Origin of the sequence: Veillonella magna (assembly GCF_959600285.1) — a bacterium.
Lineage (GTDB): Bacteria > Bacillota > Negativicutes > Veillonellales > Veillonellaceae > Veillonella_A > Veillonella_A magna.
Genome location: NZ_CAUGKU010000004.1, coordinates 103,315 through 126,215 on the forward strand (window position 1 = coordinate 103,315; position 22,901 = coordinate 126,215).

At 44.1% G+C, this 22,901-nt stretch carries 18 protein-coding genes; 16 read left to right on the plus strand and 2 right to left on the minus strand.

Translation table 11 applies throughout. The annotated features are described in order from the left end of the window. Positions 1–654 carry a ribulose-phosphate 3-epimerase gene (gene rpe / locus Q5873_RS03770; protein WP_303059307.1) on the plus strand — a complete coding sequence of 218 codons (654 nt, stop codon included), beginning with the start codon at positions 1–3 and terminating at the stop codon, positions 652–654. A gap of 119 nt (positions 655–773) precedes the next feature. On the opposite strand, the gene Q5873_RS03775 is transcribed toward rpe, so the two are convergent. Then, positions 774–1,412, minus strand: a complete 639-nt coding sequence (locus Q5873_RS03775) for a hypothetical protein (protein ID WP_303059309.1) — start codon at positions 1,410–1,412, stop codon at positions 774–776. A gap of 300 nt (positions 1,413–1,712) precedes the next feature. Between Q5873_RS03775 and Q5873_RS03780 the strand changes: the two genes are divergently transcribed. The 10 genes from Q5873_RS03780 (at position 1,713) to Q5873_RS03825 (ending at position 16,077) form a co-directional block, all read left to right on the plus strand. Beyond that, positions 1,713–2,276 (plus strand): TetR/AcrR family transcriptional regulator, encoded by a 564-nt coding sequence (locus tag Q5873_RS03780; protein WP_303059311.1) that lies wholly within the window; start codon positions 1,713–1,715, stop codon positions 2,274–2,276. Beyond that, a complete protein-coding gene (locus Q5873_RS03785) occupies positions 2,273–3,406 on the plus strand; it encodes an efflux RND transporter periplasmic adaptor subunit (protein ID WP_028256032.1) in 1,134 nt (377 codons plus the stop codon). Before Q5873_RS03780 ends, Q5873_RS03785 begins: the two co-directional genes overlap by 4 nt. 10 nt (positions 3,407–3,416) lie before the next feature. Then, positions 3,417–6,551 carry an efflux RND transporter permease subunit gene (locus Q5873_RS03790; RefSeq protein ID WP_303059313.1) on the plus strand — a complete coding sequence of 1,045 codons (3,135 nt, stop codon included), beginning with the start codon at positions 3,417–3,419 and terminating at the stop codon, positions 6,549–6,551. A gap of 145 nt (positions 6,552–6,696) precedes the next feature. Continuing rightward, the gene (locus Q5873_RS03795) at positions 6,697–7,971 is read left to right on the plus strand and encodes a manganese-dependent inorganic pyrophosphatase (protein WP_303059315.1); all 1,275 of its coding nucleotides are present in this window, start codon (positions 6,697–6,699) and stop codon (positions 7,969–7,971) included. Positions 7,972–8,119: 148 nt separating this feature from the next. Continuing rightward, the gene (gene pcrA / locus Q5873_RS03800) at positions 8,120–10,315 is read left to right on the plus strand and encodes a DNA helicase PcrA (protein ID WP_302227049.1); all 2,196 of its coding nucleotides are present in this window, start codon (positions 8,120–8,122) and stop codon (positions 10,313–10,315) included. Positions 10,316–10,420: 105 nt separating this feature from the next. Continuing rightward, the gene (ligA, locus tag Q5873_RS03805) at positions 10,421–12,430 is read left to right on the plus strand and encodes an NAD-dependent DNA ligase LigA (protein WP_303059317.1); all 2,010 of its coding nucleotides are present in this window, start codon (positions 10,421–10,423) and stop codon (positions 12,428–12,430) included. Between the two features lie 45 nt (positions 12,431–12,475). Continuing rightward, a complete protein-coding gene (gatC, locus tag Q5873_RS03810; RefSeq protein ID WP_028256027.1) occupies positions 12,476–12,766 on the plus strand; it encodes an Asp-tRNA(Asn)/Glu-tRNA(Gln) amidotransferase subunit GatC in 291 nt (96 codons plus the stop codon). A gap of 41 nt (positions 12,767–12,807) precedes the next feature. Beyond that, complete coding sequence (gatA, locus tag Q5873_RS03815) at positions 12,808–14,235, plus strand: Asp-tRNA(Asn)/Glu-tRNA(Gln) amidotransferase subunit GatA (protein WP_038155438.1); 1,428 nt, start codon at positions 12,808–12,810, stop codon at positions 14,233–14,235. After that, positions 14,232–15,674: an Asp-tRNA(Asn)/Glu-tRNA(Gln) amidotransferase subunit GatB gene (gene gatB, locus Q5873_RS03820; protein WP_028256025.1), complete on the plus strand. Its 1,443-nt coding sequence runs from the start codon at positions 14,232–14,234 to the stop codon at positions 15,672–15,674. The genes gatA and gatB overlap by 4 nt, the downstream gene beginning before the upstream one ends. A gap of 34 nt (positions 15,675–15,708) precedes the next feature. After that, positions 15,709–16,077: a hypothetical protein gene (locus Q5873_RS03825; RefSeq protein ID WP_303059319.1), complete on the plus strand. Its 369-nt coding sequence runs from the start codon at positions 15,709–15,711 to the stop codon at positions 16,075–16,077. Positions 16,078–16,329: 252 nt separating this feature from the next. On the opposite strand, the gene Q5873_RS03830 is transcribed toward Q5873_RS03825, so the two are convergent. After that, positions 16,330–17,535: an MFS transporter gene (locus tag Q5873_RS03830; RefSeq protein ID WP_303059320.1), complete on the minus strand. Its 1,206-nt coding sequence runs from the start codon at positions 17,533–17,535 to the stop codon at positions 16,330–16,332. A 282-nt stretch (positions 17,536–17,817) separates the two neighbouring features. Between Q5873_RS03830 and Q5873_RS03835 the strand changes: the two genes are divergently transcribed. The 5 genes from Q5873_RS03835 to era are packed head-to-tail and all read left to right on the plus strand — an operon-like array spanning position 17,818 to position 22,874. Beyond that, a complete protein-coding gene (locus tag Q5873_RS03835; RefSeq protein ID WP_303059322.1) occupies positions 17,818–19,560 on the plus strand; it encodes a B12-binding domain-containing radical SAM protein in 1,743 nt (580 codons plus the stop codon). Beyond that, positions 19,560–20,525, plus strand: a complete 966-nt coding sequence (locus Q5873_RS03840) for a tRNA modification radical SAM protein MnmL/YtqA (protein ID WP_303059323.1) — start codon at positions 19,560–19,562, stop codon at positions 20,523–20,525. The genes Q5873_RS03835 and Q5873_RS03840 overlap by 1 nt, the downstream gene beginning before the upstream one ends. Before the next feature lie 12 nt (positions 20,526–20,537). After that, positions 20,538–21,509, plus strand: coding sequence for a PhoH family protein (locus Q5873_RS03845; RefSeq protein ID WP_303059325.1), 972 nt, complete (start codon positions 20,538–20,540; stop codon positions 21,507–21,509). Continuing rightward, a complete protein-coding gene (gene ybeY, locus Q5873_RS03850) occupies positions 21,506–21,982 on the plus strand; it encodes an rRNA maturation RNase YbeY (RefSeq protein WP_303059327.1) in 477 nt (158 codons plus the stop codon). Before Q5873_RS03845 ends, ybeY begins: the two co-directional genes overlap by 4 nt. Beyond that, on the plus strand, positions 21,975–22,874 hold the full coding sequence (era, locus tag Q5873_RS03855) for a GTPase Era (protein WP_303059329.1): 900 nt from the start codon (positions 21,975–21,977) through the stop codon (positions 22,872–22,874). The genes ybeY and era overlap by 8 nt, the downstream gene beginning before the upstream one ends. Positions 22,875–22,901: the final 27 nt, after the last annotated feature.

Genomic DNA, 22,901 nt, shown 5'->3' on the forward strand with positions numbered 1-22,901 from the left:
ATGGTAAAAATTGCTCCGTCAATGTTGTCGGCTGATTTTTCGAAGTTGGCTGTCGAAATAAAAGAGATAGAAGAAGCGGGCGCTGATTTGCTTCATATAGATGTAATGGATGGCCATTTTGTACCGAATTTGACATTTGGCGCTCCGGTGGTACAAGCACTTCGAGCACATACGGCATTACCTTTTGATGTTCATCTGATGGTAACGAACCCGGAAGATTATGTAGAAAGTTTCGCTACTATCGGCGTAGAATATTTTACATTTCATGCCGAAGCAACAGCACATATGCATCGATTGATACAGACAATCAAGGAACATGGTATGAAAGCGGGAATATCTCTGAATCCGTCTACACCGGTAGCTGTATTGGAAGATATAGCAGCTGATTTGGATATGATACTCGTTATGAGTGTAAATCCCGGCTTTGGGGGACAATCCTTTATTCCTCATGCAGTGCGTAAAATTCAAAAGGCGAAAAATTTATTGGAATTTGTAGGCAATAAAGACGCGGTAGTAGAAGTTGACGGTGGCGTTAACGCTAAAACCGTAGAAGCCGTACGTAATGCAGGGGCTGATATTTTGGTAGCCGGGTCGGCCGTGTTCGGAGCTGACGATCGTAAAGCAATGATTGAGTTGCTTCGCGGGGGCAAATGAGTAAATGCACTAAGAAATTAAAAATATATAAGGTGTTAATAATACATAAAACAGGCTGTGATGCAAGGATGCATCACAGCCTGTTTGCGTATAATATAAATGTTATAATACAGATAACGTTAACGGCGATTAAATAAAAAAATAATTTGACCTACAAGTAAACTAAGATACGATAAGAGTTCACACCATTCTTTAACAATTTGGGGAGGAGAACCCAATGGTAATAAATGACCTTCGGCCGTAGTGGCAAACAGCTGCATAACAATGGCCAGTATAACTTCCGGCAAGGGGAAGCGTCGTACTTTCCAATAGGCCAGTAAATAGTAGCGGCAACGTATTATGGCCAAGAAGGAAAAAAAGGCCAGGATGCCGCAGACAATATGAATTGCGGTATAGTAAGGTAATTGCTCATGAGCTGAAAATTTATATCCTTCAATAGGATCAAAACCAAGAGGGGACAAGAAAACAGCGCCCCAACTTAGCTCTCTAAGGCACATAAACCACCAGATAAATGTAATTGCCAGAAGAAGGGCCTTGGGCACAGCATTGGCTAAAGAGAGAGAAATATCCGGTTTGGGACGAAAGACAATATATAAGGACATACAGCCGCCGATAAATAAGATAAACGCTTGAAACAGTTCGAAAGGGCCACTCTCCCAACCAAAGTATAATGGTAAATGCGGTCCTATAAAAGGTAACGCTATAAATGCGAGCCAAGTTAATGGATGCCATACCGGTCGCAGTAAATCAATTCGCATAACAAACTCCCGTAATATCTGTGAATAACAACTCATGATATAGTATTTATAATTCTTACGTAGTATAGCATAAAAGGAGAAACTATGTAAGTGTATAAAAAGATAGTATTCATGCCGGAAAATAAAAATTCAGATATATGACTGGTGTAGAGATAGGAAGCTGGACACACCTACCAAAAAAGTTGACATTTACTGGCTTTTTAGCTAAACTAAGGAATGGTACTGGAGTTTTCTGTTAAGTTTTCAGACAGGGTAAGTTGTTGTATCTGAGTAATTAGTTTGGTTAGATTGGAGGAGAGGATGAAGGACAGTATTTTAGCAGCTGCTACTGAGGAAATTCGGCTACATGGATCATCATTCCGAATGGAGGATTTAGCGCGGCGTTTGAATATTAGTAAACGAACACTATATGAAAACTTTCTCTCTAAAAATGAAATTTTGGAAAGAATTTTATCGGAAAAAGCCCGGGATTTTTATGAGCAGCATCAGGCTATTTTAGCGGATGAGCAGTTAACGTGCGCCCAAAAGCTGAAGCAGTATTTTTCTGTTAAATCGGATTTGTACAATACCCTGAACGGAGATCATTTCCGTGAAATGTTCAATTCCATCCCATATCTTGTCGATCAAGCTATGGCCACCTTTGACAAGGACTGGGATCAGCTACAGGCCTATTTGGAAACACAGAAACAGATAGGAGTTATTAAGAATATCGATATTGGTGTTCTCATCATGATGTTGCGGGGAATCGCACGATCAATTGTGTACGACAACAAACGTAATCCGGAAGAGTGCCTGCATGTTTTACCGGAAGCAATTGATATTTTATTACGTGGTATTTTAAACGAGGGAGCAGATAACGCATGAAAAAATTTCGTTATTTCGGAGTAGTGGCCGCGTTTTTGGCGGTTATGCTCGCGTTGGCAGGCTGTGGCAAGGGTCAACAGCAGCAAGGTGAGGTGGACGTCAATACCTTTAAAATAGCAGCGTCCGATACGCAAATACCGGAGTCCTTTAATGGTACGGTAATCGCACAGAATTCCGTGGCGGTACATGCTCGTGTATCCGGTCATGTGGTAGAAAAGTATGTTAAAGGTGGTCAATATGTAACTAAGGGACAGCCTTTGTATCGTTTGGACTCACGTCAATATGAAGCAGATTTGGCCAGTGCACAGGCAACAGCTGCTCGCTCGAATGCAGCCTACCAAAATGCACAGCGTGATTTACAGCGTTACGAACAATTGGCCAGTCAAGATGCGATTGCTCGCCAGACGGTAGACACACAGGCCAGCGTGGCAGAGCAAAACAAGGCGGCTTATGAAGCAAATCAAGCAGCGATTCGCATTGCCCAGGACAATGTGGAGGACACAGTAGTATATGCACCGTATGACGGTACGCTTAAAATGGATGATGTGGACTTAGGTACTTATGTTACGGCAGGTCAGACTACATTGGTTACCATCGATTCTACCAATCCGATTTTTGTTCAGTTTAGCATGAGCGAATCCGAATACCTTGATTTTATGAAGAACAAGGATATGAAAGCATTAGATGCCACCAAGGATTTACAGCTTCGTCTGGCAGACGGTACTATGTATCCGTTTACGGGCACGCTGGTGCAGGCGGCCAAAACATTGGATAACGGCACCGGTAAGCTCGTACTCAAGGCTTCCTTCCCGAATAATGACAATTTATTGTTGCCGAATATGTATGCTACGGTTATTTCTCCGGGGGATATTATCAAAGATGCGATCCTGGTTCCGACGAAGGCTTTGGTTCAGGTATTGGATAAGAGCTTTGTAATGGTGGTAGGCGAAAACGGCATGGTTGAACAGGTACCGGTAGAAACCGGTGGCACACAGGGCGTATATACCATCGTCAAGAGTGGTTTGAAACCGGGTATGGATGTTATCGTAGACGGCCTTACCAAGGTGCGTACCGGCATGAAGGTCAATGCGCATGCTATTACTAAAGAACAAATTGAAGTGAATAAATAGGGGGGATATCGTGTCGAAATTTTTTATTAGCCGACCGATATTTGCCATTGTTATATCATTGATTATTACCTTGGTAGGGTTGTTGGCTATGTTTACCCTGCCGGTTGCTCGATATCCGCAGATTACACCACCGCAAGTTCGTGTATCGGCGGCATATACGGGGGCTTCGGCGCAAGTAGTCAGTGATACAGTGGCATCGGTTATTGAAAGTCAGATTATTGGTGTTCAAAATATGGATTACATGGTATCCACCAGTACGAGTAATGGTACCTATTCATTGACTGTTCAGTTTGACCAAGGCACCGATGCGGATATGGATACGGTTAATACACAAAACCGTGTGCAGCGTGCGTTGGCACAGTTGCCGACTGAAGTACAGACATTGGGTGTAACCACGACAAAATCTACCGGTGATATGGCCTTGGTATTTTCGTTGAAATCACCGAACGGTACCTATGATCAGACATTCTTAAAGAACTATGCATCCAACTATATGATGGATGAAATTAAGTCGGTAAACGGTGTCGGTAGTGTACAGGAATTTGGTTCCGACTTTGCAATGCGTATTTGGTTGGATCCGGCAAAAATGTCCCAGTTGGGCGTGACGGTAACGGATGTAACCTCGGCTATTCAGGCGCAAAATAAACAGGCGGCGGCAGGTACTATCGGTGCCGATCCGACGCCTATAGAACAGCAGCGTACGATGCCTATTACCGTACAGGGACGTTTAATCAGTCCTACGGAATTTGGAAACATTATTGTTAAGAAGGATGTAAACGGCAATCTTCTTCATTTGAGGGATATTGCAAAAATTAATTTGGGTTCCAAGGATTACAGTATCACTGCTAAAAGTGATGGCAAACCGGTTGCGGTGTTTGCCGTATCGCTTACCAATGATGCGAATGCAATTAAAACAATCGGAGCTATCAAAAAAATCTTGGAAGAACAGGCAAAGAGCCTACCGCCTGATATGGAATACAGCGTTATCGTTGATAATACCATGTTTGTATCGGCGTCAATCGAAGAAGTTATTCATACCTTCATAGAAGCGTTGATTTTGGTTGCCTTGATTGTATATATTTTCCTTCAGTCTTGGCGGTCTACGATTATCCCGATGATTGCGGTGCCGGTATCCTTGCTGGGTACCTTTGCGGCATTTGAAGTCTTGGACTTTACCATTAATACATTGACCTTGTTTGCTATGGTACTGGCAATCGGTCTTGTCGTCGATGATGCTATCGTTGTTATTGAAGCCGTGGAATATGAAATGAAGGTTAACGGTCTTCATCCAAAAGAAGCGGCTTTGGCTGCTATGAAAAATGTACAAGGGCCAGTTATAGGTATTGCCTTTGTATTGGTATCCGTATTCGTACCGGTGTCCTTTATGGGTGGTATGACAGGGATACTGTATAAGCAGTTTGCCTTGACCATTGCAGTGTCGGTAGTTATTTCTGCTTTCATTGCGTTGACATTGACACCGGCTTTGTGTGCGACTATGTTGAAACCGCATGTGCCGGGGGCACAATCTAATTGGCTATCTAGAACATTGGATCGCTTCAATGAATTGCTGGAACGTTTCAGTGACTGGTATGGCTTCCAGTTGGCTAAATTAGCTCGTAAATTATGGCTCACGGTGTTGGCATTGATTGCTTTCGTAGCAATTGCAGCAGGTGTATTCCGTGTCTTGCCGACTTCCTTCGTGCCGGCTGAAGATAACGGTTACTTCATGATGGCTATTAATCTGCCGCCGGGGGCTTCGTCCAGCCGTACTATGCAGGTGATTCAGGATGTAAGCAACTTCTTACAGAATGATTCGGATATTACGGAAGTTGCCGGCGTATCAGGCTTTGATATCTTGTCCAACGCACAGCAATCCAGCTCTGGCGTTATGTTTGCCACCTTAGCTGATTGGAGTCACCGTAAAGGTCCAACGCAAGGTGTAGAAGCAAAAATCGGTAAAGTGTTTGGCTTTGCGGCGCATGAACCGCAGGCAACAATTTTGGCTTTGAATCCACCACCAATTCCGGGGCTAGGCAGTTCCGGCGGTTTCACGATGTATCTTGTAAATAAGGTTGGTGATTCACCGGCGAAGATGATGACAGTGGCCAATTCCTTCTTGGCAGAAGCGCGCAAGAGTCCGGTGTTTGCTTCGGTGTATACAACCTATAACGATTCTACGCCGACATATAACTTTGATGTTAACCGCGATAAAGCTGCCCGCGATGGTGTATCGGTGGCCGATATTTACACGGCGTTACAGGGCTTCTATGGTGGTATTCAGGTAAATGATTTTAATGAGTTTGGTAAAAACTATAAGGTAATGATTCAGGCGGATGAAAAATATCGCGTTTCGCCGGAAATGAATCATTTCATCTATGTGCGCAATAGCGCCGGCAATATGGTATCGGTTGATACGTATATTATGCCTAAGCCGACAACATCGGCTGCGACGATTACTCGCTTTAACAACTATCCGGCTGTTAAAATCGGGGGATCACAGAATCAAGGCTACAGCTCCGGTGATGCTATCAATGCGTTGAAAGCAGCAGCGGCAGTGACTTTACCACAAGGGTATACGTATGACTGGGCCGATCAATCACGTGAGGAAGTTAAATCCGGTTCCCAAACAATTCTTATTTTGGGTATGGGGATTATCTTCGTATTCTTAGTATTGGCTGCTTTGTATGAATCATGGAAGGTGCCGTTCGCTGTACTCTTCTCTATTCCCTCGGGGATTATGGGTGCTGCGCTGGTACCATATCTCTTAAACTTTACGGGACGATACAACTTGGCTAATGATATTTATCTGCAGATTGGCTTGTTAACATTGGTTGGGTTGGCTGCTAAAAATGCTATTTTGATTATCGAATATGCTAAGATTCGTGTGGAAGAACGTGGTATGCGTATTGTCGATGCAGCTATCGAGGCTGCAAAGATTCGTCTTCGTCCGATTTTGATGACCTCCTTGGCATTTATTCTCGGATGTATACCGCTGGCTATTTCTTCCGGTGCTGGTGCGGGTGCTCGCGTATCGATGGGGATTACCGTAGTTGCCGGTATGACCGCGGCAACAGCATTTGGTATCTTTGTTATTCCAATGCTCTTCATTATGATTGAAAAGCTTGGCTTCGGTAAGAAAAAATAAATCGTAGTTTGTAAAACAGGTGGGATTTAATTAATAAAATCCCACCTGTTTTGTTATATAAGGTATGTTATAGGTAATCTGTTTATGGTATAATATGAAAGACACAAAACCAATCGGTTCAACAGTTTATAACGAGGTGATACACATGAGTGAAAAGGTTATTGTAACCGGTCATAAAAGCCCTGATACAGATTCGTTCTGTTCCGCATTGGGCTATGCAAATTTAAAAAATCAGTTAGGAATTCCGGCAAGAGCTATTTGCGCGGGTCCGGCAAATAAAGAAACCACATTTGTTTTAAATTATTTTGGTGTGGAACATCCGGAAATTGTAACGAGCTTTGCTGTTCGCATTAAAGATGTGATGGAAGCAGTACCGGCCGTTGATGCCGACGCAGATTTGAAAGCAGTATTGGCTTGGCGTCGCGAACACGATATGAATCGTATTCCGGTAGTAAAGGATGGTAAGTACATTGGCCTTATCATGCCGAAAAAATTAATCGATGCGTTGGAAAATGCCTGGGAAGGTAAAGGCGCAGCTAAGGCGGGCGACATTGCTTCGGCGACAAAATGCCAGATTATTTCTCCTGACTTAAAGCTTCGTGAATTTGATCGCGGTCATACCGGTGCATATCCCGTAGTTGATGGTGATACGTATCTGGGGATGGTACGTGCCGGCGTGGAAGCCCCGAAGGACAAACAGAAGGTAATCCTGATTGACCATAATGAAAAGGTTCAGATTATCGATGACATCGAAGATGCGGAAATCATCGAAAACATCGATCATCACCGTATTGGTGGTTTGACGACGGAAAATCCGATTTTTATCCACTATGAACCGGTAGGTTGCTCCTGTACAATTGTTGCCAACATGTACTGGCAGTACAATCAGGAAATTCCGCAGCAGATTGCAGGTCTCTTGTTGTCGGCCATCATTTCCGATACCGTACTTTTCCGTTCGCCTACCTGTACTCCGAAGGATGTGGAAACGGCTAAGCGCTTGGCAGAAATTGCCGGTGTTGACTTGGAAGCCTATGGCCTTGAAATGTTAAAAGCCGGTGCGGATGTGTCTGATTTCTCCGATGAAAAAATCGTTCGCACGGATATGAAAGAATTTACTGCCAATGGTCAGGTTATTAGTATCGGTCAGTTGACTACCATGGATGCTGCCGATGTGTTGAAGCGTAAAGCTGATTTATTAAAAGCCTTGGAAGAATTGCGGACTAGTAACGGATATGCTGCTTCGTACATCATGGTAACGGATATCTTGAAGGAAAGTACCAACTTACTGTATGCCGGTGATGTAGACGGTGTGGTTAAAGCTGCTTTCAGTCAAGAACCAAAAGAACAGGAAGTATTCCTTGAAAAAACATTATCCCGTAAAAAACAGATTGTACCTCCGATTTTGGGCGCAATGAAATAAGACAGGATGATAGACAGACAAAAACGTTGCGTATTGCAACGTTTTTGTTATTGTATGGCCTTCTTGGGCGTTGGTGATGACGATGTATATATTACAGATGGATGTTAGGTGACAATTCCTGAGGGGCCATAATTAAGAAAGGATGGGTATGGAGACGTTACTGGATGGATTGAATAAAGAACAGCGCATAGCTGTGGAAACCACGGAAGGCCCGTTACTTATCGTAGCCGGTGCCGGTTCGGGAAAAACACGAGTGCTTACATACCGTATCGCACATTTATTGGATAAAGGAGTTAGCCCTTTTGAGATTTTGGCAATTACGTTTACCAATAAAGCAGCCAAAGAAATGAAAAGCCGTGTAGAAGATTTGGTAGGACCGGTAGCCGATAGAATTTGGTTAAGTACGTTTCATTCGTTTTGTGCCAAGCTATTACGGTTTGAGCTGGATAATTATTTAGGATACAGTAAAAATTTTACTATTTATGATACCGGTGATTCGCAGGTAGTGATAAAAGCAGCGTTAAAGGCGTTGAATTTAGATGACAAGTATTATCCGGTAGGTGCCATGCAGTCACACATTTCAGATGCGAAGAACCGTTTATTATTTGCATCCGAATTCAGACGTACCGCCAAGGATTTCTATGCGCAAAAAGTGGCGGATGTATATGAATACTATGAACGGGAGCTACGCAAGAACAATGCTCTTGATTTTGATGATTTGCTGCTGGTTGCGGTTAAGCTGCTACAAACTAATGCATCGGTACAGGATAAATACAGTCATCGCTTCCGTTATATCATGATTGATGAATATCAAGATACGAACCATGCACAATATGTGTTGGCGCGTTTGTTGGCTTCACAGTGGAATAATATATGCGTTGTCGGTGATGCGGACCAGAGTATTTATGCTTGGCGCGGAGCGGATATTCAAAATATTTTAGACTTTGAAAAAGATTATCCGCAATGCACGACTATTAAATTAGAACAAAACTATCGGTCAACCAAGACGATTTTGGAGGCAGCCAATGCGGTTATTGATAATAATGAAGGTCGCCCGGAAAAAAATCTGTGGACCGAACAAGAAGATGGCGTAAAGATTAAACACTTTACGGCACAAAGCGAACGAGAAGAAGCGGCTTTTATCAGTGAGACTATGTACAAACAGCATGAGTTAAACAACGTACCTTACGGGGATATGGCCATTCTATATCGTACTAATGCGCAATCGCGCGTATTGGAAGAAGGTTTGATCAAACGAGCGATTCCTTACACTATGGTAGGGGGGACCAAATTCTACGATCGCAAGGAAATCAAAGATGTCTTGGCATATTTAAAGGTACTCTTTAATCCTTTCGATGATTTGAGTTTATTGCGTATTATTAACGTGCCGAAACGAAGTATCGGAGCAACCACTGTTAGCAAGCTACAAAGCTATGCACAAGATACGGGAAGCTCCTTATTTATGACGCTGACGCAGTTACACAATATCCCTACGATAAAGGGAAAGACAAAGGAACGGTTGGAAGAGTTCGGCGTACTGATTTTCGGCTTGGTGGCTTCCATGAATGAGATGAACGTACTGGAATTGTTGGAAGCGATTTTGGATCAAACCGGTTACATGAAGGAATTGGAAGACAGTACAGATCCGCAAGACGAAGCGCGCATCGAAAATATCGGTGAATTACTGTCGGTGGCCAAGGAATTTATGGATGCTAATCCAACTGGGACAGTGCAAGACTTTTTAGAGCAGGTAGCACTGGTGAATGATGTGGATTCCTTTGAACAAGTAGACTCAAAAGTAACGTTGATGACTCTTCACTCGGCAAAAGGGCTGGAATTTCCTGTTGTTTTCTTGGCCGGTCTCGAAGAAGGATTATTTCCCCACAGCCGTACGCTTATGAATCCCGAAGAGATTGAAGAAGAACGACGGCTTTGTTATGTGGGAATTACACGGGCAGAACGCGAGTTATATGTATCCAATGCGACCACACGCACTGTATTCGGTAAGACGGCAGGCTATTTGCCATCGCGCTTTTTAAAGGAAATACCGCAGGAGCTCATTGAAGAGCTGCGGGCGAAGGCAAAGCGTCCGGAAATGACAGAACGTCGTATACCACCGCATATGTCTGTTATGTCACGACCGGTGACCAAACCGATTGTGCGTAATCCACAGGTAGAAAATTGGCAGGTCGGTGATGTAGCCATGCATACGAAGTGGGGTAAAGGCAAGGTGTTGGCATTACAAGGTGAAGGTGCCGGTTTGAAACTAAAAATAGAATTTCCTACACAAGGAATTCGCATTTTGATGGCGAAATTTGCGCCGATTAAACGATTGGAAGAATAAAACTTTTTAATCATTGCTCACTCTCGATACATGCTTTAGGAAATAAACGTAAATAGCTTGGTACTATAGCATAGATTGGAGTGCGAGTAGACAGAGGAGTAAATCATGGCAACGAAAGAAAATGATATAGCTCTTACCATTCATACCTTACAAAAAGAGCTGGCACATCATGCCTATTTATATTATGTAAAGAACGCGCCGGTATTACAGGACTATGAATATGATAAATTATATCGAGAGTTAGTAGATCTTGAAACAGCACATCCTGAATACATTACCCCCTATTCGCCGACGCAGCGCGTAGGAGCAAAGGTAGAAGGCGATTTTCCTAAGGTGCCTCACGGACGACCGATGCTCAGTTTGGGCAATGTGTTTAATGAAGCAGAAGTGAGAGCTTTTGACGAACGCGTTACGCGTGAGTTGGGACATCGTCCGACATATGTGGTGGAATTAAAAATTGATGGCTTAGCGGTTAATTTGCATTATGAAAATGGCGTGCTTGTCCAGGCGGTCACACGAGGCGACGGACGAGTAGGTGAAGATGTTACGGCCAATGTACGTACGATTCAATCCATTCCTCTGTTTATCGAAGAGGCACCGCCGTATATTGAAATTCGTGGTGAAGCCTATATGCCACATAAGGAGTTTAAACGAATCAATGAAGCTCGTGATGAAGAAGGTCTACCTGTATTTGTAAATCCTCGGAATGCAGCGGCAGGCTCCTTGCGGCAACAAGATCCGGCTATTACGGCAGATCGTAATCTAGATTTTTTTGCGTATGCTATCGGTGCCGTGGAGGATAGCCCGATTCATAGCCAAGCGGAGTTGCTGGCTACCTTGGAGACATATCGATTCCATGTGAATGAAAATTATAAGCTGTGTGATTCGATTGATGAAGTGATTGCACAAATTAAGTATTGGGATGAAGCACGTCATCAACTGCCCTATGACACGGACGGAATGGTTATAAAAGTGAATGACTTTGCCGATCAAGACATATTGGGAGCTACGGTAAAAGATCCGCGTTGGGCTACGGCATATAAGTATCCGCCGGAAGAAGTGGAAACGATTGTGGAGGATATTACCTTAAACGTAGGACGCACGGGAGTATTGACACCGACGGCAGAATTAAAACCGGTATTTGTATCCGGCACAAATGTGGCAAGAGCTACATTACACAATGAGGATTTTATTAAGGAAAAGGACATCCGTATTGGCGATCATGTGTTGGTACATAAAGCAGCAGAAATCATTCCGGAGGTCATCCGTGTTCTGAAAGACAAACGCACCGGTAAAGAGAAGGTTTTCATGATGCCTTCGCAGTGTCCCGTATGTGAATCGCCAACGGCACGCAAGGATGATGAAGTAGCGGTACGTTGTACCAATCCGCATTGTCCGGCGATTGAAAAAGAAAAAATTATTCACTTTGCTTCACGGGATGCGATGAATATTGATGGCTTGGGACCGAGTATCGTAGAAAGTCTAATTCGATATCGCTTGATAACAACCGTGGTTGATTTGTATCACCTTACGGAAGAACAGCTAGTGACGATGGAGAGAATGGGCACGAAGTCGGCACAAAATCTTTTGAAAGCTATTGAAGATTCCAAATCCCGCGGCTTGGGACGGGTGTTGTTCGCGTTGGGTATCCGACTTATCGGTGCCAAAGCGGGGCAAACCATTGCGGCGCACTTTCCGAGTATGGAAGCCCTTAAAGTGGCAACCTTTGAAGAGTTGACGGCGGTGGCCGAAATAGGACCGACAATGGCAGACAGCATTATCGGGTATTTAAACGATGAGCATAATATGGCGTTGATTGAAGGTCTGGCAGCGGCCGGTGTGGTGATGACGGAAGAGAAAACCGAACCGGGCGGAGATGAATTAGCCGGAGAAATTATTGTACTCACCGGTAAGCTGGCCTCTATGGGTCGCAGTGAAGCAGGTAAAATTTTAAGTGATCACGGCGCTAAGATTACAGGCTCCGTAAGTAAGAAGACAACGCTGGTCATAGCCGGTGAAGACAGTGGCAGTAAACTAGCCAAAGCCAACGAATTAGGCATCAGAGTTATCAACGAAGAAGAATTTCTCGCACTTATTGCGGGATGGCGTGATTAAACGCTTTCTTTTTGCTATAATGTAACAATGAAAGGAAGTGGACCTATGAAAATCAACCGCGAGGAAATAAAAAATATTGCACTCCTATCGCGTCTTGAAGTGCCGGAAGAACGAATGGCACAAATGGAAAAGGCGCTTAACGATGTATTACAATATGTGGAAGAGTTGGAAGAACTCGATTTAACGGATGTCGAACCGATGGCACATGCCGTACAGGTGCAAAACGTATTCCGTAAGGACGAAGTAAAGCCGTCGCTTGATCGTAAGCTGGCCTTACAAAATGCTCCTGAAGAAGATAACGGGTATTTCAAAGTACCGCGTGTAATTCAAGAGTAGGAGGAAGAACTGTGACAATTCATGAACTTCATGCTAAATTGATGGCAAAAGAATTATCCGCTGTCGAATTGACGAAGGCGGTTATTGCTCATAAAGAAAAGGTAGAGCCTACCGTTCACGCCTATTTGTCGGATTCTCACGAAGAAGCATTGGCGACGGCAGAAGCCGTGGACAAGAAAATTGCAGCCGGTGAAGAAATTTCCATGTTGGCCGGTATTCCGGGGGCTGTTAAAGATAATATTTGCATTCAGGGACAACGAGCTACTTGTGCATCTAAAATGCTGGAAAATTTTGTTCCTCCGTACAATGCAACGGTTATTGAAAAATTGCAATCCCAAGATTTTGTTAGCTTGGGAAAATTAAACATGGATGAATTTGCTATGGGCGGCTCTACCGAAAATTCGGCATTGGCAAAAACCAGCAATCCATGGAATGCAGACTATGTACCGGGTGGATCTTCCGGCGGTAGTGCAGCGGCGGTAGCCAGTGGCAGTGCAGTGTGGAGTCTAGGCTCCGATACAGGCGGATCCATTCGTCAGCCGGGATCCTATTGTGGTGTAGTCGGTTTGAAACCGACATACGGTAATATTTCTCGCTATGGCTTGATTGCTTTCGCGTCGTCGTTGGATCAGATTGGACCGTTGACAAGAGATGTAACTGATGCGGCTATTGTACTTAATGCTATTGCCGGTCATGACCATCGCGACTCTACATCAATTGCCGGTGAACGACCGGATTACACAAAATCCTTGGTACGCGATGTAAAAGGTCTTCGTATCGGTATGCCGAAAGAATTTTTCGGTGACGGTCTTAATGCAGATGTGCGTAAGGTAATTGAAGAAGCGGCCGATACATATCGTAAGATGGGGGCAGAGATTGTAGAAGTCAGCTTGCCTACTTCTAAATATGCATTGTCTGCGTACTATATTATTGCATTGGCAGAAGCCAGCTCGAACTTAGCCCGTTATGACGGCGTAAGTTTTGGTATGCGTGTGGATGCGGATAACTTGGTGGAAATGTCGACAAAAACGAGAACGGCCGGTTTCGGTGACGAAGTACAACGCCGTATCTTGCTCGGTACCTATGTACTTAGCTCCGGCTATTATGATGCCTATTATTTGAAGGCCTTGAAAGCACGTCGTCTTATCAAAAATGAATTTGACAGTGCCTTTGAACAGGTGGATGTTCTCTTAACGCCGACGGCACCGAATACAGCTTTCAAATTTGGAGAAAAGACGGATGATCCGTTGTCCATGTATTTAGAAGATATTTGTACTGTACCGGTTAACTTAGCCGGCATCCCGGGCATTAGTGTACCGGCAGGCTTCGGCTCCAACGGTATGCCTATCGGCATGCAGCTGTTGGCACCGACTATGGGTGAAGAAGTATTGCTCAGAGCTGCCTATAGCTTTGAACAGGAACGACCGGAATGCAATAAAATCGCACCTATCGGGGAGGTAACTCTATGAAATATGAAACAGTCGTAGGCCTCGAGGTCCATACGGAGTTAAAAACTAAATCTAAAATTTTCTGCGGTTGTACTACGGAATTCGGCGGCGACCAAAACACCCACGTATGTCCGGTGTGCTTGGGTTTACCCGGTGTGTTGCCAGTTCTTAATGAAAAAGTATTAGAATATGCCATTAAAGTAGGTTTGGCATTGAATTGCGATATTTTACCGTTCAGTAAATTTGACCGTAAAAATTATTACTATCCTGACTTGCCGAAAAATTTCCAAACTTCACAGTATGATCTGCCGATTTGTTTAAACGGTCATTTGGATATTGAAGTAGGAGGAGAAACGAAACGAATTCGTATCACCCGTATTCACATGGAAGAAGATGCCGGTAAGTTGGTACATAGTGGTAGTACTATCAGTACGTCCGACTCCTCTAATGTAGACTACAATCGTACCGGTGTGCCACTTTTGGAAATCGTATCCGAACCGGATATTCGCTCCGGTGAAGAAGCGCGTGCGTATGTAGAAAAATTACGTTCCATTTTAAAATACTTGGACGTATCCGATGTACGCATGGAAGAAGGCAGTCTCCGTTGTGATGCCAATATTTCTATCCGACTCATGGGGGAAGAAAAATTAGGCACCAAAACAGAAATTAAAAATATGAACTCCCTTACAGCGTTACAAAAAGGGATTGAATACGAAGCACTTCGTCAAGCAGAAGCTTTGGAAGACGGTGAAGCTATCGTTCAGGAAACGCGTACCTGGGATGATAGTAAGGGCATGACTTTATCTATGCGTAAAAAAGAAAAAGAAAACGATTACCGTTACTTCCCGGAACCGGATTTGGTACCGATTGTTGTATCGCCGGAACAGGTAGAAGCGGCCCGTCAAAGCTTACCGGAATTGCCGGACGCTAAGCAGGCTCGCTTTATGAAAGAATATGGCTTAAACGATGAAGACAGTCGTATATTGACGGCTCTTCGCGAAACGGCCGACTACTTGGATGCGACCGTAAAAGCAGGGGCTGATGCTAAAACAGCAGCGAACTGGATGCTCGGTGATTTGTCCAAGATGGTTAACGAAAACAATCTAACCTTTGATAAAGCACCGGTAACACCGGATATGCTGGCAGGGATGATTGCGCTGATTAATAAAGGAACGATTTCCGGTAAAATTGCTAAGAAAGTAATTGTTGGCATGTGGGATACCGGTAAAAAGGCGGATGTTATCGTTGAGGAACAGGGCCTTGTACAAATTACCGATACCGGTGCTATCGAAGAAATCGTAAAACAGGTTATCGCAGATAATCCAAAACCTGTAGAAGATGTGAAGAGTGGTAACGGTAAAGCTATCGGCTTCTTGGTTGGTCAAGTTATGAAGGCTAGCAAGGGACGTGCTAATCCGGGAATGGTAAATCAGTTGCTTCAAAAGTATTTGAAGGACTAATATAACAATAGCCAAACTGATAGGAGTGATAACTATGGACGAAACAAATAGACAGGAACGCCCGCGTATTACTACGGTATTAACGGACGAGGAACGCCGTAGTTTTCAAGGCATGACTATCGATGAAGATGGACAAGAAACAAAGGGATCCGACATGAATTCCGAAGGAAATCCGTTTACTGAGGGGCGTTTTTCACAAGGCACAGGGATGCCCGGCATTAAGGTATATACATGGTCTTCGCTGGGGTGGAAGGGAAAACTTATCTTAGCGCTGGTCGTATGTATAGTATTAGCGATTGTTGTTTTCTTTGGCAGTATTTTCCTTATCGGCTTTGGTATTATTGCCGGACTGGCAGCTATAGTGACGCTGTTGCGAATTGTGTATCGTATGCTATCATCGTAAGGATATATAGCGGCGACATAGTGTGATAGCATGGAAGATACTTCTTTTGGCTATAGCTTATGACAGTAGGGGCATTTGATTTATAGAAATAGAATATAAAAAGGCTTCGGTCTCTGTATATGCGGAGAACGAAGCCTTTTTTGATTATAGTATGAAATAGGTAAACACCAACAGGTATTTACCCATGGTAGTAAGCTAAATTATTTGTATGGATTATTTACTCCGGTCATTTACTCGGATTACTTACTTAAACTATTTAACGGTAGGAGCGGAAGTATCTTTTATGAGATAACTAAACAGCAAAGCAATTACACAGACTACGTTAAGGCAGAGCCAAGCCGTTTGCAAGCCGTAGATGTCGGCAGCCTTTCCCACAAGCGGAGCAACCATACCACCTAGGGTAATGCCGAGCCCCAAGGTAATGCCGGAGGCAAAGCCAATACTTTTGGCAAGGTACTGCTGACCTAATACGACGATAGGGCTGTACTGTGCAAAAACGCCAACGCTAAGCGGAATGAGTAGTACCATGGAAAGCCAGTAATAGTTACTGGTCGTAAAGGCAATCATAATGGGGACTAACAGAATGTAGCAATAGCGAATGACTTTTACAAAACCAATCTTATCGGAGAGAATCCCACCGAGGAGAGTAACTATGGTACCGAGGAAGAAGAACACCGACAGTGCGAAGTTCCCGGATGCCGTACTTTGCTGCAAATGGGTAATCCAATAAATAGGAATAAATGTATTTAATACAGCAAAATTAATCGAGCGTGCAGCGATAATGACAAAGAGGCGAAAGAAGCTTTTCCAGTCATTTACGGCAGAGGCATCGGCTAAACGCTGTGCATTGGTAGACGCTACCGAGGCTTGGCGATGGCGTGGTGCCATTACAAGATATATCAATGCCATGGAAACGGTGAGAACGGCAAAGATGATAAGACCGTGAGGACCGACGATGTAGGCGATGCCTGCCAGAATAGGTCCCACGGCGAAACCACCGTTTCCGCCTACGGAAAAATACCCCATGGCACGTCCCTTTTGAGGTCCGGAAATACGATTGACCCAGCGAGCTGCTTCGGGATGGAAAATAGCAGAGCCGATACCGGCCATCATAGAAAAAAAGAGAAGGGCCATGTAACTGTCTACAAAGCCGAGGGCAGCGATACTGCATCCGGCAATGACCATGCCCAAGGGAATAAAGAGATGCGTAGAACGTTTGTCGGCTAAGTAACCGAAGAGCGGCTGCGCCACAGAAGCAAGTGCTGTGTTGGCAAACATAATAGCAGCTGCTTTTTCATAGTTTAAACCGTAAAGTGTCATGAAGAGTGGCAACAAAGCAGCCAGTGATCCCTGGGCTGTATCATTCATAAGGTGACACAGTCCCGGAAAATACGTTAAAAATCGATTCGGTGTTTCCTGCGGTGCCCGACTGCTGTAGGCCGAAGCAGATGAATTCATTGTAACACGTCCTTTCACACGTAAAGCGTATAGAGAATAGTATGAAATATATCGTAGTAGTATTCTTTATATTGTGATTTTATCACATAAATTATAAGGTACACTAGCGAAATAACGTCATATTTTCCTCGTGCGTTCCGCAAGCAGTTAGCAGAGTACCGACAAGATATGTAATGTTTTGTAAGTACGGTAATAAATATGATATAATGCTAGAGTATAAGCCGGTGGAATGAACCACTCGATGAAGTCTGTGTGTATCACAGGAGAGATGAAGAGGTATCGATGAATATACTATTGACCACACTAAATGCAAAATATATACATTCATCCTTGGCGTTACGGTATTTGCGCGCCTACGGACGAACCAAAGGGCAGGCATATGACATAGTAGAATATACTATTAATATGCCTGTTCTTAGCATACTTGCAGATATAACGGAGCACCGTCCCGATGTGGTAGGCTTTGCTTGCTATATTTGGAATATTGATATGACATTACATGTGGCAAGCCTTATCAAGGAAGTGGCCCCTAAAACGCGTATTGTCTTGGGCGGACCGGAAGTCAGCTATACCGCCGAGACCGTTATGGCGGAGCATCCTTACGTGGATTATATTGTGCAAGGTGAAGGGGAAGAAGCGTTTACAGCTCTTACGCAGGCTTTGCAAGACGGAAGAACTGCAGAGGACATAACAATTGTCGGCGTACTGGGACGTACTGAGGACGGACGATTGGTTGGTTCCCGAGACATTGCGGAAGTAGCCGACTTGAGCACCATTCCTTTTCCTTACGACGAAAGTGATATGAATGAGTTGACTCATAAAATTATGTATTACGAATCATCTCGCGGTTGTCCTTTTAGTTGTCAGTATTGTTTATCCGGTAATCGTAATACGGTACGCTTTTTTCCGTTGCAGCGAACATTACAGGAGCTTCAGTGGTTTGTAGACCATGAGGTCAAGCAAATTAAATTTGTGGATCGCACTTTCAATTGTGCGCCGCATCATCACATTCCCATTATGGAGTGGATTCATGCTGCGGACACAGCTACGAATTTTCATTTAGAAATGGAAGCTGTGCTCATGGGGGACCGTGAGGTGGAGCTTCTGAGTACGGCACCGAAGGGGCGTATGCAAATCGAAGTCGGAGTGCAAAGTACTCACGAACCGACGTTGGCAGCTATTTGTCGACATAATGACTGGTCGCACATTCAAAATGTCATCCGTCCGATTATTGCGGCAGGACGAACACATGTGCATATGGATCTTATTATTGGTTTGCCCCATGAAGATTATGAACGGTTCGGACAGTCTTTTGATGATTTGTTTTCCCTACAGCCCCATGCGTTGCAGTTAGGCTTTTTAAAGCTGCTGCGCGGCTCCGGTGTCAGTCGTATGGATGCGTATGACTATCGCTATGATCCGAAAGCACCGTATGAGGTGTTAGCAACACATGTATTGCCTTATGAAAACATACGGTTTCTCAAACATTTCGAAGATGTATTCGAGCATTTTTATAACAGTGAACGATTGCGCCGTACCTTTACCTATGTAGGGCAAACAATTTTACAACGCGGCGAAAGTGCGTTCCGTTATTTTGAAAATATGACGCAGGAATGGCTGGCCGCAGGAAATGACAAGCGGAAATTAAACGATCGTAATCAACTGGCGTTCTTACATAATTTTTTTAAGAAGCGACATGATACGATTGCCATGGAGTTATTAGGCGTGGATACCCTATATGCATACAAGGGACGTTTGCGTGATGAAGCAATCGGTTTGCCGCCGCCTCGCAAGGAAGAGTTAAAAGCGAGCGAAGCGTTTTGGCGTGATGAAGCGAGCGTACGTCGGTACATACCGGAGTATTCCTTTAATGAGTGGCGCCGCATCAGACATACCTATGCGGAAGTAACATTGCAACGGGAAACGGCTAAGATCCTGGGGGTTGACAGTACAACTCCGACGGTAACGCTTATTATAGATGTAGAAGAACGGGTGGCCCCATTTGTACGACCGGAGGTGAGTTGATGGGAGATACGACAAAGCCGAAACGATATCGGGCATATTCGGCATTTCTAAAGGAGAAATACGGCGAGAAAGTATATAAATTACCGGTGGCTCTGCCTTTAACCTGTCCAAATCGTGATGGTTCGGCCGGTGTGGGCGGTTGTGTATTCTGCGGTGAAATCGGTGCCGGTTACGAGAATCGACCGGCCAGTATGACTATTCGTCAACAGCTGGAAGAAAATATTGCTCATATTGCGCCTAAATACAAGGCGTATAAATATATTCCTTATTATCAGAATTTCAGTAACACCTATGTGGAGCCGGAACGCTTTCGTGCATACATGGAGGCCGGCTGCATCGATACAACCGTAGGTTTGGCTATTGCTACCAGACCGGATTGCATTAACGATGTATATTTAGACATCTTGCAAGACATTAAAGAACGATACGGTGTAGATATTTATTTGGAATACGGGTTACAGACAGTAAATTACCGTACCTTACAAACGATTAATCGCGGTCACGGTATGGCTGAATTTATCGATGCCGTGCTACGAACCAAACGCTATGGTTTTGATGTGTGTGCGCATATGATTTTAAATCTTCCTTGGGATGATGAAACGGATACCATAGAAGGAGCGCGTATACTTTCCGCTTTAGGCGTTGATCAGGTAAAGCTTCATGCGCTGTATATCGTAAAGAATACCCTTATGACCAAGTGGTATGAGAATAAAGAGTTCACGCTTATTTCTGCGGAAGAATACATTGACCGCGTGATTTCCTTCCTGAGAAATTTGGATGAGCGTATTGTGTTGCAGCGTTTAGTAGGTCGTGCGCCGGAGGAAAATACCCTGTTCACCAATTGGTCTATGGGGTGGTGGCGTATTCAAGAGGAAATCGAACGACGCATGGAAGAAGAACAGGTACGCCAAGGCGATTTATGTGACTATTTGAACGGCCGTGCGGTACGAAAATTTTTAAAATAAGGAGATACGTACATGAGTGAACGTATATTTACATTTCCTAAGTACGAATGGGCAGCTCCGATTTTGGGCTATCAGGATAAGCATTTAAAATTATTGGTAGAGGAATTTCCCTGTCATGTAGTAAGCCGCGGCGATACATTACAGCTTACCGGTGAAGAAACAGTGTTGGATCAATTTGTACGGGTGCTGGAAGAACTGGTGTTTTTATATAAGGAAAGCGGTCAGGTGTCTGAGCAGCAGGTAAAGATGGCAGCGACCATGGTAAAAAAAGGCAAAGCGGATACTGTACATGCTATGTTTGACGATACATTGAACGTAACCATGAAGGGCAGGACGATTACGCCAAAAACAGAGGGGCAGAAATTTTATGTCGACAGTATTAGACGTAATATCATTACCTTCGGTATCGGACCGGCCGGTACGGGGAAAACCTTTTTGGCGGTTACCTTGGCAGCATTTTATTTGAAAAACAGAGAGGTGGAGAAAATTATCCTCACTCGACCGGCGGTAGAGGCAGGAGAAAAATTAGGATATCTGCCCGGGGATTTACAGGAAAAGGTAGATCCCTATTTGCGCCCTTTGTATGATGCTTTGCATGATATGTTCGGTGTGGAGCAGGTACAGCGTTTCATGATGCGGGGAATTATAGAAGTGGCGCCGTTGGCATATATGCGCGGACGTACCTTGGAAAATGCCTTTGTAATTTTGGATGAAGCACAAAATACTACGCCGGAGCAAATGAAGATGTTTTTAACTCGCTTGGGCAACGGTTCTAAAATGGTAGTGAACGGCGATAAAACACAAATCGATTTGCCGGATCGCGTGGAATCCGGGTTAAACCAAGCGGAACATGTGCTGCGTCATGTGCCGGGAATCAAGATGGTTTACTTTAGCGATCAAGATGTGGTACGTCACGATTTAGTCGGTAAAATTGTTAAGGCCTATGAAGCCTATAACGAAGGAAAGGATAGGGAAAAGCAGTGATAGTAGATATTCAATATGAAGATGACTCATTGCGCAGCGAGCAAAATGAAGCAGTGATTCGCCGGGTATGTGACGAAGTGGGGCGCGTGTACGGTCCGGAAGAGCCGTGGGAAATGAGTGTACTTCTTTGCGATAACAAGCGCATTCATGAATTGAATCGCGAATACCGACATATCGACCGTCTTACGGATGTGTTGTCCTTTGCGCTTAACGAAGGCGATGAAGTCAACGGCGAAGCGGAGTCACAGCTGTTAGGCGATCTTGTGATTTCTCTGGAACGAACAGCGGAACAGGCAAAAGAATACGGTCATCCCTTTGAACGGGAGCTGGCGTATTTAACAGTGCATGGGTGCTTACACATTTTAGGCTACGATCATATGACAGAGGAAGATAAAAAAGAAATGCGTACCGAAGAGGAGTTTATTCTGGGAAATTTAGGTTATGTACGGGAGGATGCACCTTACAATGAATAAGGCGAATACATTTAAATCGGGATTTGTTGCCGTTGTGGGACGGCCGAATGTAGGCAAATCTACACTTATTAATGCGCTTATCGGCGATAAAATTGTTATTGTATCCGATAAGGCACAGACAACGCGGAACCGGATTATCTGTGTATATACCGATGAAGAAAAGCAAATTGTATTTATGGATACGCCGGGTATTCATAAGCCCAAACATAAGTTGGGAGAATTTATGGTAGATGCGGCTATTGAGTCGCTAAAGGAAATTGAAGCGGTGCTTTTCGTAGTAGCAGGCAACGAAAAACGAGGCCCCGGTGATAATTTTATCTTGGAACAGTTAAAGAAAGTAAAGGTTCCCGTATTTTTAGTGATTAATAAAATAGATACACTGGAACGGGAAGATATTCTAAAAATGATTGTAACGTATCAAGAAGCGTATCCCTTTGCAGGCATCATTCCGATTTCGGCAAAGGAAAAGGATAACTTGGACGAAGTGTTGAAGGTATTGACAGAGGTACTGCCGGAAGGGCCGCAGTATTTCCCGGAAGATATGATTACGGATCAACCGGAACGCTTGATCATTGCAGATATTGTGCGTGAAAAAATTCTGTTGAAAACAAGGGATGAGGTACCGCATGCAATCGCCGTGGATGTAGATGAAATGAAAACGCGCGATGACGGTATGACCTATGTACGTGCTACCATTTATTGCGAACGGGATTCGCAAAAGGGAATTATCATTGGTAAGCGTGGTGCCATGCTTCGCGAAATCGGTGGTGAAGCGCGTGCCGACATCGAACGCTTACTGGCAACGAAGGTGTATCTCGATTTGTGGGTAAAGGTAAAGAAAGATTGGCGTAATAAGTCCGGTATGTTGTCGGAATTAGGCTATAAGGAATAGCTTAACGATTTGTAAGTTAAGAATTGG